At 67.6% G+C, this 13,669-nt stretch carries 16 protein-coding genes; 11 read left to right on the top strand and 5 right to left on the bottom strand.

Features of this window, described 5'->3' with window-relative positions:
• The first annotated feature begins 6 nt into the window (after positions 1-6).
• Positions 7-477, top strand: a complete 471-nt coding sequence (locus tag ACWJIO_RS05120) for an EVE domain-containing protein (protein WP_480311810.1) — start codon at positions 7-9, stop codon at positions 475-477.
• Entirely contained in the window at positions 477-1,241 is a 765-nt protein-coding gene (locus tag ACWJIO_RS05115; RefSeq protein ID WP_480311808.1) for a hypothetical protein, read from the top strand. The genes ACWJIO_RS05120 and ACWJIO_RS05115 overlap by 1 nt, the downstream gene beginning before the upstream one ends.
• Here the strand turns inward: ACWJIO_RS05115 and ACWJIO_RS05110 are convergent.
• Positions 1,217-1,420, bottom strand: a complete 204-nt coding sequence (locus ACWJIO_RS05110) for a DUF2811 domain-containing protein (RefSeq protein WP_480311806.1) — start codon at positions 1,418-1,420, stop codon at positions 1,217-1,219. The two genes, ACWJIO_RS05115 and ACWJIO_RS05110, sit on opposite strands and share 25 nt — an antisense overlap.
• 510 nt (positions 1,421-1,930) lie before the next feature.
• Between ACWJIO_RS05110 and ACWJIO_RS05105 the strand changes: the two genes are divergently transcribed.
• Positions 1,931-2,809: an NAD(P)-dependent oxidoreductase gene (locus tag ACWJIO_RS05105; protein WP_480311804.1), complete on the top strand. Its 879-nt coding sequence runs from the start codon at positions 1,931-1,933 to the stop codon at positions 2,807-2,809.
• On the opposite strand, the gene ACWJIO_RS05100 is transcribed toward ACWJIO_RS05105, so the two are convergent.
• Both ACWJIO_RS05100 and ACWJIO_RS05095 read right to left on the bottom strand, forming a co-directional pair.
• Positions 2,794-3,195: a DUF1818 family protein gene (locus tag ACWJIO_RS05100; RefSeq protein WP_480311802.1), complete on the bottom strand. Its 402-nt coding sequence runs from the start codon at positions 3,193-3,195 to the stop codon at positions 2,794-2,796. The genes ACWJIO_RS05105 and ACWJIO_RS05100 overlap by 16 nt on opposite strands.
• An 18-nt stretch (positions 3,196-3,213) precedes the next feature.
• Positions 3,214-3,444, bottom strand: a complete 231-nt coding sequence (locus ACWJIO_RS05095; protein ID WP_186698872.1) for a DNA-directed RNA polymerase subunit omega — start codon at positions 3,442-3,444, stop codon at positions 3,214-3,216.
• Between the two features lie 84 nt (positions 3,445-3,528).
• Between ACWJIO_RS05095 and ACWJIO_RS05090 the strand changes: the two genes are divergently transcribed.
• The 3 genes from ACWJIO_RS05090 (at position 3,529) to ACWJIO_RS05080 (ending at position 6,337) form a co-directional block, all read left to right on the top strand.
• A complete protein-coding gene (locus tag ACWJIO_RS05090) occupies positions 3,529-5,121 on the top strand; it encodes an Hsp70 family protein (RefSeq protein WP_480311800.1) in 1,593 nt (530 codons plus the stop codon).
• A 182-nt stretch (positions 5,122-5,303) separates the two neighbouring features.
• Complete coding sequence (locus ACWJIO_RS05085) at positions 5,304-6,065, top strand: hypothetical protein (protein WP_480311799.1); 762 nt, start codon at positions 5,304-5,306, stop codon at positions 6,063-6,065.
• Between the two features lie 53 nt (positions 6,066-6,118).
• The gene (locus ACWJIO_RS05080) at positions 6,119-6,337 is read left to right on the top strand and encodes a ferredoxin-thioredoxin reductase variable chain (RefSeq protein WP_480311798.1); all 219 of its coding nucleotides are present in this window, start codon (positions 6,119-6,121) and stop codon (positions 6,335-6,337) included.
• A 62-nt stretch (positions 6,338-6,399) separates the two neighbouring features.
• On the opposite strand, the gene pyrR is transcribed toward ACWJIO_RS05080, so the two are convergent.
• Positions 6,400-6,930 (bottom strand): bifunctional pyr operon transcriptional regulator/uracil phosphoribosyltransferase PyrR, encoded by a 531-nt coding sequence (gene pyrR / locus ACWJIO_RS05075; RefSeq protein ID WP_480311796.1) that lies wholly within the window; start codon positions 6,928-6,930, stop codon positions 6,400-6,402.
• Between the two features lie 308 nt (positions 6,931-7,238).
• On the opposite strand from pyrR, the gene gpmI reads away from it, so the two are divergent.
• From gpmI to ACWJIO_RS05050, 5 genes are read left to right on the top strand one after another with little or no spacing between them, the layout of a single operon-like run.
• A complete protein-coding gene (gene gpmI, locus ACWJIO_RS05070) occupies positions 7,239-8,813 on the top strand; it encodes a 2,3-bisphosphoglycerate-independent phosphoglycerate mutase (protein ID WP_480311968.1) in 1,575 nt (524 codons plus the stop codon).
• A gap of 24 nt (positions 8,814-8,837) precedes the next feature.
• Positions 8,838-9,068, top strand: a complete 231-nt coding sequence (secG, locus tag ACWJIO_RS05065; protein WP_186698864.1) for a preprotein translocase subunit SecG — start codon at positions 8,838-8,840, stop codon at positions 9,066-9,068.
• Between the two features lie 33 nt (positions 9,069-9,101).
• Entirely contained in the window at positions 9,102-9,584 is a 483-nt protein-coding gene (gene msrB, locus ACWJIO_RS05060) for a peptide-methionine (R)-S-oxide reductase MsrB (protein ID WP_480311793.1), read from the top strand.
• Positions 9,585-9,630: 46 nt separating this feature from the next.
• Complete coding sequence (locus tag ACWJIO_RS05055) at positions 9,631-10,761, top strand: GSCFA domain-containing protein (RefSeq protein WP_480311792.1); 1,131 nt, start codon at positions 9,631-9,633, stop codon at positions 10,759-10,761.
• Positions 10,758-11,522: a hypothetical protein gene (locus ACWJIO_RS05050; RefSeq protein WP_480311790.1), complete on the top strand. Its 765-nt coding sequence runs from the start codon at positions 10,758-10,760 to the stop codon at positions 11,520-11,522. The genes ACWJIO_RS05055 and ACWJIO_RS05050 overlap by 4 nt, the downstream gene beginning before the upstream one ends.
• A gap of 454 nt (positions 11,523-11,976) precedes the next feature.
• Here the strand turns inward: ACWJIO_RS05050 and groL are convergent, their stop codons facing one another.
• Entirely contained in the window at positions 11,977-13,608 is a 1,632-nt protein-coding gene (gene groL / locus ACWJIO_RS05045) for a chaperonin GroEL (RefSeq protein ID WP_480311789.1), read from the bottom strand.
• Between the last annotated feature and the right edge of the window lie 61 nt (positions 13,609-13,669).

The raw sequence follows: 13,669 nt of genomic DNA, 5'->3' as shown, positions 1-13,669 counted from the left end.
GGTGCGATGGCCTACTGGTTAATGAAGAGTGAGCCCGAGGTCTACGGCATCGACCACCTGCAGCGGGAGGGCACCACGCTCTGGGATGGGATCCGCAACTACCAGGCCCGCAATTTCATGCGCAGCATGGTGCCGGGAGATCTGGCCTTTTTTTATCACTCCAACACCAAGCCACCCGGCATCATCGGCCTGATGGAAGTGATCGAAACCCACCTGGTGGATCCCAGCCAGTTCGATCCCGCCTCGAAGTATTTCGATGCCGCCGCCTCCCCGGAAAACCCTCGCTGGGACTGCGTCCGCCTGCGCTATCGCACCACCTACCCCCGGATCCTGAGCCTCGATGCCCTGCGGGAGGTTTTTACCCCTGAGCAGCTGGGCGTGGTGAAGCGGGGCAACCGGCTGTCGATCCTGCCCGTGCCGGAGGCCACCGCCCGGCGACTGGAGACACTCCTCGCCGTCGGCCCCGGGGAGGCCTGATGGCTGATCCGGTGGCCGCGGCCACACCCGCCATCGCGATCCGACGGGCCGTGGAGGAGGGCTGGCAGGCCTTCATCAGAACGCCGGTTCCCTTCGTCCTGTTCACCAGCGTGCTGGGAGGGGCGAACCTGCTCTGCCAGCTGGCGATCCGCTTTCAGCAGGAGCAGCTGCTGACGCCCTTCGGCCAGCCTGATGTAGGGGCCCAGCTGTTGCTCCTCGTCGCCTGGTTCTGCTGGGGGCTCAGCAATCTCTGGCTGGCCGTGGGGCTGCTGCATGGAGCCAGCACGGCCCTGGACCATGGCCGACCACGGCTGCGCCGGATGCTGCGGCCGGATGGCCGGGCGATGCTGCGGGGGGCAGGCACCCTGGGCCTGGTGCTGCTGGTGCTGGGGGCCATTGCCCGGCTCGCCCAGGCCAGCGGCTGGCTGCTGGCCCTGATTCAGCCGCTGCTGTCGTGGCTGCCGCTGCTGGCCGGCTGGGCCGTGACCGTGTACCTGGCCACCGACCAGCTGCTCTGCCTGCCGATCAGCGTGCTCGGCCAGGCCTCGCCGCTGGGGGCCTTCCGAGAGGGGCGCCGGGCGATTGATCCCCACTGGCTCCAGGCCCTGGGGCTCACCCTGGTGTTGATCCTGGTGGTGTTGGCGGGGTTCCTGGGGCTGGTGCTGGGGCTGGTGGTGGCCCTGCCGGTGGCCACCTGCATTCAGACCGCCGCTTACCGCCAGCTCTTCGCAGGGCCTGCTCAGGGACCCCTGAACTCCGACTGAGTCGGGAACAGTGTGGCCAGGTAGGTGCGGGTGAGCTCGCGGCTCTGCTCTCCGTTCTGCACCAGGAATCCCGCCAGGGCCGCCTGCACCAGGCGGTATTGATCCCAGTGGGGGTGACGTTCGATGAACAGCCGCATGCTGCGCAGCAACCCCTCGGGAACGCAGGCCTGCAGGCTCACAGTGGCCGATCGGTCCTGGGGGGAGGCGTCACTGGCAGAGGGGTCAACGGGGGGTCGGTGATCGGCAGGTAGGCCCAGTCCACCAGCCCTCCCATCGTCATTGTCCATGGCAGCCTGAGATCCGCAGTCTTGACCCAGTAGCCCACAGGTCGGCGGGGGGGTCAAATGCCACCTTTCCGGGCAGGGGCGAGGGGTTCCCAGCCTGAGATCACTTGCTGCGCCTGGGGTCGGGGGTCACCCTGCGCGGCACCGCGCGACACCGCTGCCATCGAGCCTGGTCTGTCAAGGGGAGCGAGGCGGCATGAGCGCCGCCGCAGTGCCTCTCCCCAGGTGAGGGAAGGCGCAAGCCCAGGCCGATGGCCCCCCCGGGAAAACCTGGGGAAAAACGGTGGCGGGCCTGGGGGATCCCGAGCAAGACCGAAGCAATCAGCACTGCTGATCACCCCCGGCGGAACCGGAGCCGTCTCAGCCGGGATCGGCGTCACAAGCTGGGGGCCCCGGAGACCGCCGATGCCTTCTGCTCCGCCGATCGCCCTGCTTGGCACTGGACTGCTGGGAGCCGCCATCGCCCAGCGGCTGCTGGGGCAGGGCTACAGCGTTCAGGCCTGGAACCGCACACCCGCCCGGCTGCGGGCCCTGGAGACCTGCGGTGCGCTGGCCTGCCCGAGCCCCGCCGCGGCGGTGCAGGGCTGCGGCTGGGTGATCACCGTGCTCTCGGACGCCAGCGCCTGCCGCCAGGTGCTGCTGGAGCAGCCGGGGCTGGAGCTGGCAGGCCTGCGGGTGGTGCAGATGGGCACCATTGGGCCATGGGAAAGCCAGGAGCTGGCGGAGTCGATCGCGGGCCGCGGCGGCCGCTACCTGGAAGTGCCGGTTCTGGGCAGCAGGCCAGAGGCACTGGCCGGCAGTCTGCAACTGATGGCGGCAGGGCCAGACGAACTCTTCGCCGAGGCCCTGCCCCTGCTGCGGGACCTGGGACCCCAGCCCCTCCATCTGGGCCCGGTGGGTCGGGCCATGCACACCAAGCTGGCCCTCAACCAGCTGATCGCCAGCCTCACCCATGCCTTCAGCCTCTCATTGCAGTTGGTAGAGGCGGCCGGAGTGGAACGGGAGAGCTTCATGGCCCTGCTGCGGGGCAGCGCCCTGCATGCCCCCACCTTCGACAAGAAGCTCTCCCGGATGGTGGCTGGCGACTACGCCAATCCGAACTTCCCCACCGCCCACCTGCGCAAGGACCTGAACCTGTTCCTGCAGGCGGCCCAGCGCCAGGGCCTCCACAGCGAAGGGCTCGCGGGCCTGGCGGCGCTGCTGGAGCGGGCTTCAGGCAGCCGCCTCGATGGCCTCGACTACAGCGCCCTGCACGAGCTCACGGGCCCCTACTCCGAGGCTTGAACGTCCAAGCCCTGCAGGGCCTGCTCCAGGGCTGCCGCGATCGCGGCGCTGCCCTGGGGGCACCAGCGCCCCTCAAACCCCCGTCGCTCCGGGCCCGGGGCCAGCACGACCCGCAGGGCCCAGGCGCTGGGATGGCCCTCGATTTCCAGCCAGAGGGAGCCGGCGCCACAGGGGCGCTCCAACTCGAGGGTGATGGCCTCTTCCGCCATCAGCTGATCGGCCAGGGCCTCCAGCTGGACGGCCAGCTCCTGCACACCGCTCGCCAGCAGGCGGGCCTCGCCAGCACTCAGCTCGGCGGCCCAGTCCTCAGCGCCGATCAGCACGGGCCAGGGATCACGGGAGGCGTCTACCTCCAACCGCCATCCCAGACCCTCAAGAACCTGCATGGCCTCGGGCCGCGTCGATCAGCCAGGCAACAGGGCGGGCTGGTCCTGCTCATCGCTGAGCTCGACGATCGCCCGCTGGACCGGTTTGATCATCGACTCATCGAGCAGGCCGTCGAAGTCGTCAAAGCGCCGCTGCTTGGCGCGGAAGGCGATCCGAACCGTGGTGAGATAGCGGTTGCTGGAGTGGCGGATCAGACTCTCCGCCCGCTGGGCCAGTTCCTTGGCGTTCACGTCCAGACCGCGTTGCATCGGATGCCGTACCACAGATCCTTCACCTTAAGTCACCACCCCGGGAACTCCCGTACCCCCGGGCTGACCGTCTAGAAGGGCGCCATGGCCGGCACGCTCGCCATCGATCTCGGCAGCAGCACCACCGTGGTGGCCTACCAGGCACCAGGGGGGGAGCCCGTCTTGCTGGCCCTGCCGCCCTTCAGCCTGGAGGAGCCGCCGGTGATCCCGTCGCTGCTGTGGCTGGCGGCCGCCGACAGTCCGAGCCCCCTGGTGGGCCGCCAGGTGCTGGAGGCGGGCCTCGCCCAGTCCACGGGACCTGAGCTGCAGCGGGATTTCAAACGCCGGATCGGAGCTGGCCCGGCGCCAGGAGCTGCCACCGGCGCTGACGCCAACAACGCTTGCAGCGCCCTGCCCCTTGCCCCGGAGGCCAGCGCTGCCCTGCTGCTGCGGCTGCTCTGGCAGGCCCTGCCGGCTGAGTTGGAGCCAGGCCGGCTGGTGCTCACCGCGCCGATCGAGGGCTACCGGGGTTACCGGAACTGGCTGCTGCAGGCCTGCAGCGAGCTGGATGTGGCCGAGGTGGCCCTGGTGGATGAGCCCACCGCCGCGGCCATCGGTGCCGGGCTGGCGGCCGGCAGCACCGTGCTGGTAGTGGACGTGGGGGGCGGCACCATCGACCTCTCCCTGGTGCGGCTGGAGGGGGGCGAGGGCCGGGCGATGCCGATCGCCCAGCTGCTGCGCTTCGCGGGCCGCGACCTCGGCAGCAGCCGGCAGGCCCTGCGCTGCGCCACGGTGATCGGCAAGGCCGGGGTGGCCTTGGGCGGCCGCGACATCGATCGCTGGATCGCGCACCAGCTCTGCGGCGAACTGGGCAGCGACGGCCAGGCCGAGCCGGCCCTGCTGGATGGGGCCGAACGGCTCAAGTGCCGCCTTAGCCAGGTGCCCGAGGCGCGGGTGCTGGTGAGCCCCCCAGGCAGGGCTCCAGTGGAATGGCGACTCAGCCGCAGCCAGCTCGACGCCCTGCTGGAGCAGCAGGGACTGCTGGAGGAACTCGACGCCTTGCTGGAGCAGGTCCTGGCCGCTGGCCGCCGCGCCGGCATGGGCCTGGCCGACATCGGGGCGGTGCTGCCGGTGGGGGGAGGCAGCCAGTTGGGGGCGGTGCGGGACTGGCTGGCCAGACGCTGCCCAGGGGTGACCATCCGTGACCAGCGGCCGGTGGAGGCCGTCGCCCTTGGCGCCCTCGCCCTCACCCCGGGAGTCCGCGTCAACGACGTGCTCAGCCATGGCGTGAGCCTCCGCTGCTGGGACCGGCGCAGCGCCTGCCACCACTGGCATGCCCTGTTCGTGGCAGGCCAGAGCTGGCCCACCGAAAGCCCTCTGGAGCTGGTGCTGGCCTGCAGCCATGACGGGCAGCGGCAACTGGAGCTGGTGTTCGGTGAGCCGGTCGACGAGGAGCGGCGTGAGGTGGTGTTCGAAGCCGGACTGCCCGTGCTGCGCCGACGCCAGGCCGGTGAGGCAAGCGTGCGGCGCTGGAGCCAGCCGCCCCTGGCCCTGCCCCTCGCTCCTCCCGGCAGCCAGGGCGTCGATCGGTTGCGTCTGGGCTTCGGGATCGATGCCCAGGGTCAGCTGGTGCTCACGGTCAAGGACCTGCTCACGGAGGAGCAAGTCCCAGCGCGGCCCCTGGGGCCGGTCCGCTGAGACGGATCCGCGGGATCGGCGTTGCATGGCCCTGGCCAGCAGGCCCTGCCAACGCCGACGCGGGCGCGCCGGGGGCGCTTACATAGAAACTGCCCCCCCCCAGGATCTGCCCCCTTTTGGCCCTGCGTCTGCATCGGCGGCCTCGCGTCTGGATTGCTGTTGCTGTCGGGCTGGCGGCCGCGATGGCGGGGGCAGCCTGGTGGTGGGAACGCCAGCTGCCTGCTCGCCTCGAGGCGGCCGGGGAACGCGGTGACCTGGATGCCTGCTTGCGCTACGGGGCCCAGCTGCAGGCCCTGCGCTGGCTGGGGGGTGGCGCAGCTCAGGAGCTGGACCAGTGCCGCCGGCGCAAGGCGGGCCAGCTGTGGGAGGAGGAACAGTGGGGCGAGGCCCTGCGTCTGCAATTGCAACTGGTCAATTCAGAAGCATCCAGGCCGGAGGATCGCCAGCGGCTCGATGCCTGGCAGGTGGCCCTGCAGGATCGGGCCATGGCCCGCTTTGAAGCCGGCGATCTCGAGGGCAGCCTGGCCCTGCTGGAGCCCATGGGCGAGCACGAACGCCCTGACCGGCGGGCCCTGGGCAACCGCCTCAGGGAGATCTGGAGCCGCAACCAGCAGCAGCTGGAGCGGGCCCAGCGCCTCAGTCAGGAGAAGCGCTGGTGGGAGGCCCTCGAGGCCCTCAACCGCATCGACCATCCCTGGTGGAAGCAGCAGAGTGAGGCCGTCAGGGCGGAGGTCCAGCTCGGCATCGGCAGCCTGCGCGGCCCCGACCGCCAACGGGATGGCCATGGCGCCCTGCCCCACTCGGTGCCCCTGGAGCAACTGGACCGCGAGGTGCAGCAGCGCATCGCTGCCGGCATGGATGAGTGGGCCGCCTTCGAAGCCGCCTGCCGGGCCCTGGGTGGCAAGGTGGTTGAGGCCGGCCCGGAGAGCGGTTGTCAGCGCTGAGGGAGGCTCAGGCCCGCCATGACAAGATTGGGGCCTTGAGTGTCGGGTCGTCCATGCAGCCAGGGGATCAGGTCAGGGTCTGCCAGAGCGTGGTGGTGTATCACCATCCCGAACACCGCGGCGAGGCCTTTGATCTGAAGGGCCAGCAAGGCGAAGTGAAGTCCGTGCTGAACGAATGGAAAGGCCGGGTGATCAGCCCCACCCTGCCCGTGATCGTGGCCTTCGGAAAATTCCGGGCCCACTTCCGCCCCGACGAACTCGAAGCCGCCTGACCAGGCCGCCCCGCGACCCACCCGAGCGCTGGAGCAGTGGCTTGTCCGGCACTCACAGTGGCTCAAGGACGGATCAGAAAGACGCCCTCCTCCGCGTCAATGCCCCGAAGACACAGCTGAATCGACTCCTGGCGGCTGGTGGGCACGACCCGGCCGCAGAAGTCGGGCTGGATCGGCACTTCCCGGTGCCCCCGGTCCACCATCGCCAGCAGGCTCACCCGTTTGGGGCGACCCCAGGCCTGCAGTGCCTCCAGGGCGGCACGAACCGTGCGCCCGGTGAAGATGACGTCATCCACCAGCAGCACATGGCGCCCCTCCAGCGCCACGGGTAGAGCCGTGGGCTGCACCAGGCGGGTGCCCACCCGGTCGAGGTCGTCACGGTGAAAGGTGGGATCGAGCGCCCCCCGATCCACGGACTGGCCGCTGAGCCGCTCCAGCCTTGAGGCCAGCACCTCGGCCAGGGCCACCCCCCGGGTGGGGATACCCAGCAACAGCAGCGCCTCGCTGTCCGGCTCAGCCTCCAGCACCTGGGTGGCGAGACGATCGAGCGTGCGGGCCAGCTCACCGCTGGAGAGAAGTTCCAGCCTGGCCATGCGCGCAGAAAACTCCAGGACGCTCAGGCTGAATCGTACGCAGCCCGGGCCGCAAGCCATCCCAGCGATCGGCGACCTGCTCGGCCCTCCCGCTCCCAGGAGTGTGACCAAAACCTGACGCTGGCTGGAAGCAACGCAGGAGCGTTACAAACGGGCTGTAAGTTGACACCCGAAGACACTTTCCAGCATGTGAGGTGAGCCGGGTGTCAGCAAATCCCTCCCAGCAGTCGGCCGTGGGTTCCAGGGAGGGTGCATCTGCCTCCAGGCTGCAGGGGCGTTCAGCTGACGGCTCCGCCCCGGTGGCTCCCGTGGTGCTGGCCATTCTCGACGGCTGGGGCCACCGCCATGAGCAGGCCCACAACGCCATCCAACTGGCCGAAACCCCAGTGATGGATGCCCTCTGGCAGGCCTATCCCCACACCCTGATCGAGGCCAGTGGCGCGGCCGTGGGCCTGCCGGACGATCAGATGGGCAATTCCGAGGTGGGCCATCTCACCATCGGCTCAGGCCGGGTCATCCGCCAGGAACTGGTGCGGATCAGCCAGGCCGTTCGCGACGGCTCTCTGGCACACAACAGCGCACTCAACGCCCTGGCCGATTCCCTGCTCCAGAGCGGCGGCACCCTGCACCTGCTGGGCCTCTGCTCCGATGGCGGCGTGCACAGCCACATCAGCCACCTCGGAGGCCTGCTGCGGTGGGCCGCCGGGCGGGGGCTGAGCGATGTGTGTGTGCATCTGATCACCGATGGCCGCGACACCGCTCCCACCAGCGCCCACACCTACGCGGCGATGGTCGAGGCCCAGATCGCGGCTGCGGGTATCGGCCGCGTCGCCACTGTCTGCGGTCGCTACTGGGCCATGGATCGCGATAACCGCTGGGAACGCACGGAGCGGGCCTACCGGCTGTACACCGAGCCCGGAGCACCCACGGGCCAGTCGGCGGCGGATGTCATCACCGCCTCCCATGCCGCCGATGTGGGGGATGAGTTTCTCGAGCCGGTGCGACTGAGTGAGGGCCATCTGCAATCCGGCGACGGCCTGATCTGCTTCAACTTCCGCCCCGACCGGGTGCGGCAACTCGTCCGTGCTCTGGTGCTCGACAGCTTCGAGCCCTTCCCCCGCCCCGATCCCCCCCTGCTGCAGGTGGTCACCTTCACCCAGTACGAGCGGGGCCTGCCCGTTGCAGTGGCCTTTCCACCGGAATCCCTTGATGGCCTGCTGGGTCAGGTGGTCTCAGAGGCGGGCCTGCGCCAGTTCAGAACCGCAGAAACGGAGAAATATCCCCATGTCACCTACTTCATGAATGGCGGCATTGAGCAGGCCTTCCCCGGGGAAGACCGCCATCTGGTGCCATCCCCGCGGGTCGCCACCTACGACCAGGCTCCCGCCATGTCGGCCGAACTGCTCACCGAGAACTGCCTGACGGCAATCCGCAAGGGGATCTATGCCCTGGTGGTGATCAACTACGCCAACCCGGACATGGTGGGGCACACAGGCCAGATCCAGGCCACCACCGAGGCGATCGGCACCGTGGACCGATGCGTGGGCCGGTTGATGGAGGCCACCAATCGCATGGGCGGCACGCTGCTGATCACCGCCGACCACGGCAATGCCGAGGTGATGGTGGGAAGCGACGGCCGGCCCTGGACGGCCCACACCACCAACCCGGTGCCGGTGATCCTGGTGGAGGGGGAGCAGCGCAAGCTGCCCGGCCACGGCAACGCCGTGACCCTGCGCGAGCACGGCGGACTGGCGGACATTGCCCCCACCCTGCTGGAGATCCTGGGGCTTCCCAAGCCCAGCCTGATGACCGGCACCTCCCTGGTGGAGCCGAGCACCGTGACCGTCACGGAGAACCGGGTGCCGCAGACCCTGAGCGTCTAGCCTGCGACAACCGCACCCGCAGCCATGGTTGCTTCCGTGATGGCCTGGGTCTGGGCCGCCACAGGCATTCTCCTGATCCTGACCATTCTCCTGCACAGCCCCAAAGGCGACGGCATGGGTGGACTGGCCTCCAGCGGCGGCTCGATGTTCACCAGCGCCCGCAGCGCTGAACAGACCCTCAACCGCGTCACCTGGACCCTGCTGGTGCTGTTCCTGGCCCTGGCCGTGGTACTGAGTGCCGGTTGGCTGGCCTGAGCCCCGCCCCTTGCCTTCCCCTCTCTGATGCCCATGTCCCGTCGCAACCTGTTCGCCGGCCTCGCCACGGGCCTGGCGGGTCTGCTGGCGACAGGATGCCGAGCCGATGCCTCCTCGGAGGCGAAGGACCCGAGCTGGCAACTGAGCGAAGCCGAGTGGCGCAAGCGGCTGAGCCCCGAGGCTTTCAAGGTGCTCCGCCAGGAGGGCACTGAGCGGCCCTTCTCCAGCCCGCTCAATGGCGAAAAGCGCCAGGGCACCTACAGCTGCGCCGGCTGCGAGCTGCCCCTGTTCAGCTCCAGCAGCAAGTACGACAGCGGCACCGGCTGGCCAAGCTTCTGGGAACCTCTGCCCATGGCCATCGGCACCAAGCAGGATTACAAGCTGATCGTGCCCCGCACCGAATACCACTGTCGTCGCTGCGGCGGCCACCAGGGCCACGTCTTTGATGACGGCCCCCGGCCCACGGGCAAGCGCTACTGCAACAACGGCGTCGCCCTGAGCTTCGAACCCAGCTGATTGCCCCTGAACTGTGCTGATTGCCCCTGAACTGTGCTGATTGCCCGTGAACAGTCCCTACAGCACCCTGCCGAGCAGGGCTTTCTGGCGCAAGGCGGTGGCAGAGGTCTCTCCCTTTGATCAGGGTGATCTCTATCGGCCCAAATGGAAGATCGGCCCAGAAACCAAGATTGCCACCGCCGGCAGCTGCTTTGCTCAGCACATCACCACTCACCTGAGGGCAAACAGCTTCAACGTTCTGGATCTTGAGAAACCGCCTTTTTCCTTGGCAGAAGAACACCACCAGCGTTTCGGATTCTCGCTCTATTCCTGTCGCTACGGGAACATCTACACCGCCCAGCAACTGCTCCAGCTGGCTCAGGAAGCCCTGGGCCGCTTTCAGCCCCAGGAGCCCGCCTGGGAGCGGGACGGCCGCTGGTTTGATGCCCAGCGGCCAGGCATCGAGCCTGAAGGCCTCGAGAGTCCAGACGCCGTCAGGGAGCATCGCCGCCATCACCTCGCTCAGGTGAAGCTGATGTTCAAACGCATGGATCTGTTCATCTTCACCCTCGGACTCACGGAAGCCTGGGTGCGCCTCGGCGTTCCTCAGGACACGGTCTACCCAACAGCTCCTGGCACGATCGCCGGCCAGTTCGAGCCACAGCAGCACATCTTCAGAAACTACAGCTGTGCCAGCGTGCTCCAGGCGCTGCAGAGCTTCCGCAAGGTGGTGCTGAACATGCGGCGGGGCCGACCCTTTCAGATGCTGCTCACCGTGTCACCAGTGCCCCTAACGGCCACCGCCAGCGGCGAACATGTGCTCGCCGCCACCGCTTATTCCAAGGCCGTGCTGCGGGCAGCGGCGGGTGAGCTGGCAGCCAGCTCGGAGGCCATTGACTACTTCCCTTCCTACGAAATCATCACCAACCAGGCCGCCCGCGGGCTCTTTTACGAGGCCAATCTGCGCTCGGTGCGCAGTCAGGGTGTTGCTGTGGCCATGGACACCTTCCTCAGGGCCCACAGCCTCGGTAGCCAAGGAACTGATGCCACCCCGGGAGCGCCGATGCCAGGCAGAGTCCGGGGCAAGAGCGCTGCCCGGGTGCGCCGTCAGGGCCAACGGGCCGAACAGCAATCCAGCCAGCGGCGCCGGGGCGATCTGCAGTGCGAGGAGGCCCTGTTGGAGGCCTTCGGGCCATGAAGAGGGTCCTCTGGTGCGGAGGCTCCCACCTGGGCAATGTCAAGAATTCAGCCATTCGCCGCCTGCACGAGGAACAGCTGCGCGACTACAGCGCCGAGTTTTACATCACCGCTGCCCCCGCCAATCGCAACTGGAGCGCCAGAGGTGGGCGCTACGGGGTGGAGCAGAGCACGGTGTTTGGCAATCGCACCATGCGGCAGGAGCGGCGCGACTTGAGCAGCTATGCCGCCATCATCTTTGTTGGCCAGTGGATACAGCCCTGGTTTGCGTTCAGAGACGCCTTGCCGCTCTCGGAGGCGCTGCTGCGCCTGAGCCTTGAGGGCCTGCCCCTGCATCCCTGGATCACCAGGAAGGGCCGACGGATGCGCTGGTTCAACGAACCCCTCGCCCTGTTTCCCAAGCTCACCCAGGCGCCGGTGATTCTGATTCGCGACCCCGAGGCCCGCATGAAGCACTACCGGCTCGTGCCGGCGGCGGTGAAACGGCGCTTCCAGTCCCATCTGGAGGCGTTCTGCCAGGAGGCCGGCATCGTGCTCTGCCCTCAGGCCTCAGATGCCCTGGATCGCGACCTGGTGACCCAGCCGCGCTATCTCCGCGACCGAACTGGGGCAGATTGCGTGCACATGTCGGATCGGTACTGGCAGCGTCTGTTCGTCAACCAGCTGGAGCCCTTGCTGAGGGTCCAGCTGCAGCAGTGGAAGGAGAGTATGGCGGCGACCAACCTGGGAACAGCTAGAGTAAAATCATCAGGTCAATCCTGAAATATGAGCAGGTTTCAAGCAACCATCTCCACGTTTGCAGCGATCGGCACGATTGCCCTCACTGTTGTGACGGTCTATCGTTTCGTTGATAATCAGCGGCAGAACGAGCTGCAGAATCAGAAAGAAATTCAAACCCTCAGAGAGCAGCTCAACCAGCAGTTGCTGGACAGGTCCCGCGAATCGGAGCCTGAGGATCCCACTCCCACCCCGCGAGAGTCCTCAAGGCCGTCCCTGGAATCTGGTGGGCCATCCGAGCCAGCCCAGTCCCTGCCGCCCGTGTTCAAGCCCCTGGACCCCCCTCCGGAACCGCCACCTGTCAACTCCCGCCCCTGAGGAAGCGGGCAGGGGCACGGCCCAACAGGCCCGAAAGCACGACCCAAAAAAAAAGCGCCCCCTTGGAGCGCTTGCCGGAGGGTGGAGGACAGGATCCACCCCGGATGATGAGACAGCGGATTCAGTAGTCGAAGTCGCCGCCCATGCCGCCGCCGGCAGGAGCTGCTTCCTTCTTCTCGGGAAGGTCAGCCACGATGCACTCGGTGGTGAGTACCATTCCGGCGATTGAGGCGGCGTTCTGGAGGCCGGAACGGGTCACCTTGGCGGGATCCACAATGCCGGCAGCCAGCATGTCCACGTAGTCGCCGGTGGCGGCGTTGTAGCCCTCGTTGAAGGGCTTGTTCTTCACGTTCTCGGCCACCACAGCACCGTTGGCGCCGGCATTCTCAGCGATCCGCTTGAGCGGAGCGGTGAGGGCGGAAGCCACGATGGTGGCACCGATCAGCTCTTCGCCGGAGAGGTTGGCCGCGGCCCACTCCTCGAGGGCGGGAGCCAGGTGGGCCAGGGTGGTGCCACCGCCGGGAACGATGCCCTCCTCAACAGCCGCCTTGGTGGCGTTGATGGCGTCTTCCAGGCGCAGCTTCTTGTCCTTCATCTCGGTCTCGGTGGCAGCGCCCACCTTGACCACGGCCACACCGCCGCTCAGCTTGGCCAGACGCTCCTGCAGCTTCTCCTTGTCATAGGAGGAGTCGGTTTCGTCCATCTGCTTGCGGATCTGCTCGCAGCGGGCCTTCACCGCCACCTCATTGCCTTCGGCCACGATGGTGGTGGTGTCCTTGTTGATGGTGATGCGGCGGGAGGTGCCCAGCATCTCCAGCTTGGTGTTCTCCAGCTTGAGGCCGGCGTCCTCGGTGATCAGCTGACCGTTGGTGAGAACGGCGATGTCCTCAAGCATGGCCTTGCGGCGGTCACCGAAGCCGGGGGCCTTGACGGCGGCCACGTTGAGCACGCCGCGCAGGCGGTTCACCACCAGGGTGGCGAGGGCTTCCTTCTCGATGTCCTCGGCGATGATCAGCAGCGGCTTGCCGGTGCGGGCGATCTGCTCGAGCACGGGCACCAGGTCCTGCACCAGGCCGATCTTCTTGTCGGTGAGCAGGATGTAGGGCTCTTCGAGCACCGCTTCCATGCGCTCGGTGTCGGTGGCGAAGTAGGGCGAGATGTAGCCCTTGTCGAAGCGCATGCCCTCGGTGACCTCCAGTTCGGTGGTCATCGACTTGCCTTCTTCCAGGGAGATCACACCCTCCTTGCCCACCTTGTCCATGGCGTCGGCGATCATCTGGCCGACTTCTTCGTCGTTGCCGGCCGAGATGGTGCCCACCTGGGCGATGGCGTTGGAATCGGAGATCGGCTTGGCGTGCTCCTCGATCTTCTTGACGAGGAAGTCGGAGGCCTTGTCGATGCCCTTCTTGAGGGTGATGGCGTTGGCACCGGCGGCCACGTTGCGCAGGCCCGCCTTGACCATGGCGTGGGCCAGCACGGTGGCGGTGGTGGTGCCGTCACCGGCGGCGTCGTTGGTCTTGGAGGCGGCCTGACGGATCAGGGCGACACCGGTGTTCTCGATGTGGTCCTCAAGTTCGATCTCCTTGGCGATCGTGACGCCGTCATTGATGATCTGGGGAGCGCCGAATTTCTTCTCGAGCACCACGTTGCGGCCCTTGGGACCGAGGGTGACGGCGACGGCCTCAGCCAGGATGTCGATGCCTTTTTCGAGAGCCCGGCGGGCTTGCTCGTTGTAGATGATGCGCTTGGCCATGGGAGGCAAAGATCGTAGGAAAGAACAGTGAAAGGAGTGTTCAGCGCGTCAGCGCGCCGCC

This window comes from Paraciimarium castrense LEGE 11436, from assembly GCF_056633055.1.
Note: the sequence above shows the minus strand (reverse complement) of the source record. Positions and strands in the feature narration are given on the sequence as shown.

Excerpts from the sequence above, each read along its gene's own strand:
- ACWJIO_RS05120 (WP_480311810.1), top strand. The coding sequence starts at position 7 with ATGGCCTACTGGTTAATGAAGAGTGAGCCCGAGGTCTACGGCATCGAC.
- ACWJIO_RS05115 (WP_480311808.1), top strand. The coding sequence starts at position 477 with ATGGCTGATCCGGTGGCCGCGGCCACACCCGCCATCGCGATCCGACGG.
- ACWJIO_RS05105 (WP_480311804.1), top strand. The coding sequence starts at position 1,931 with ATGCCTTCTGCTCCGCCGATCGCCCTGCTTGGCACTGGACTGCTGGGA.
- ACWJIO_RS05100 (WP_480311802.1), bottom strand. The coding sequence starts at position 3,195 with ATGCAGGTTCTTGAGGGTCTGGGATGGCGGTTGGAGGTAGACGCCTCC.
- ACWJIO_RS05095 (WP_186698872.1), bottom strand. The coding sequence starts at position 3,444 with ATGCAACGCGGTCTGGACGTGAACGCCAAGGAACTGGCCCAGCGGGCG.
- ACWJIO_RS05090 (WP_480311800.1), top strand. The coding sequence starts at position 3,529 with ATGGCCGGCACGCTCGCCATCGATCTCGGCAGCAGCACCACCGTGGTG.
- ACWJIO_RS05085 (WP_480311799.1), top strand. The coding sequence starts at position 5,304 with ATGGCGGGGGCAGCCTGGTGGTGGGAACGCCAGCTGCCTGCTCGCCTC.
- ACWJIO_RS05080 (WP_480311798.1), top strand. The coding sequence starts at position 6,119 with ATGCAGCCAGGGGATCAGGTCAGGGTCTGCCAGAGCGTGGTGGTGTAT.
- pyrR (WP_480311796.1), bottom strand. The coding sequence starts at position 6,930 with ATGGCCAGGCTGGAACTTCTCTCCAGCGGTGAGCTGGCCCGCACGCTC.
- secG (WP_186698864.1), top strand. The coding sequence starts at position 8,838 with ATGGTTGCTTCCGTGATGGCCTGGGTCTGGGCCGCCACAGGCATTCTC.
- msrB (WP_480311793.1), top strand. The coding sequence starts at position 9,102 with ATGTCCCGTCGCAACCTGTTCGCCGGCCTCGCCACGGGCCTGGCGGGT.
- ACWJIO_RS05050 (WP_480311790.1), top strand. The coding sequence starts at position 10,758 with ATGAAGAGGGTCCTCTGGTGCGGAGGCTCCCACCTGGGCAATGTCAAG.
- groL (WP_480311789.1), bottom strand. The coding sequence starts at position 13,608 with ATGGCCAAGCGCATCATCTACAACGAGCAAGCCCGCCGGGCTCTCGAA.